1 protein-coding gene is annotated in these 427 nt (G+C 26.9%); it reads right to left on the reverse strand.

Annotated elements, in window-relative coordinates; genetic code table 11:
* On the reverse strand, window positions 1-427 hold a 427-nt coding region (locus HUK49_RS10635; RefSeq protein ID WP_191913671.1), incomplete at both ends, for a class I tRNA ligase family protein.

The following is a 427-nucleotide window of genomic DNA, read 5'->3' on the forward strand; positions in this document are numbered from 1 at the left end:
TTTTGTAAATCCTTAATACTACTTGGTGCGTATTCGTGATTACAATCATTGCAAATCCATACATTTAATGGTGTTCCCCAATATCTATTTCTACCAATGTTCCAATCAACCATATTTTCTAAGAAATTTCCCATTCTCCCTTCCTTAATATGAGAAGGAAACCACTCTATATTATTATTATTGTTAATAATTTCATTCTTAAAATTAGTTGTTTTAATAAACCAACCTTCCATCGCATAATATATCAAAGGATTACCACATCTCCAACAATGAGGATAATTATGCTCATATTTTTGTTTTTTATATAAAAGTTGTTTTTTGGATAATAATTTTATGATTTCTATATCACTATTTTTAGCTTTATTACCAACTAATTCAGGGAACCTATCATTATATACTCCTTCTCTTGTTATAACATTTAAGAAAT

This window comes from Limosilactobacillus portuensis (assembly GCF_014838735.1).
Taxonomy (GTDB): Bacteria; Bacillota; Bacilli; order Lactobacillales; family Lactobacillaceae; genus Limosilactobacillus; species Limosilactobacillus portuensis.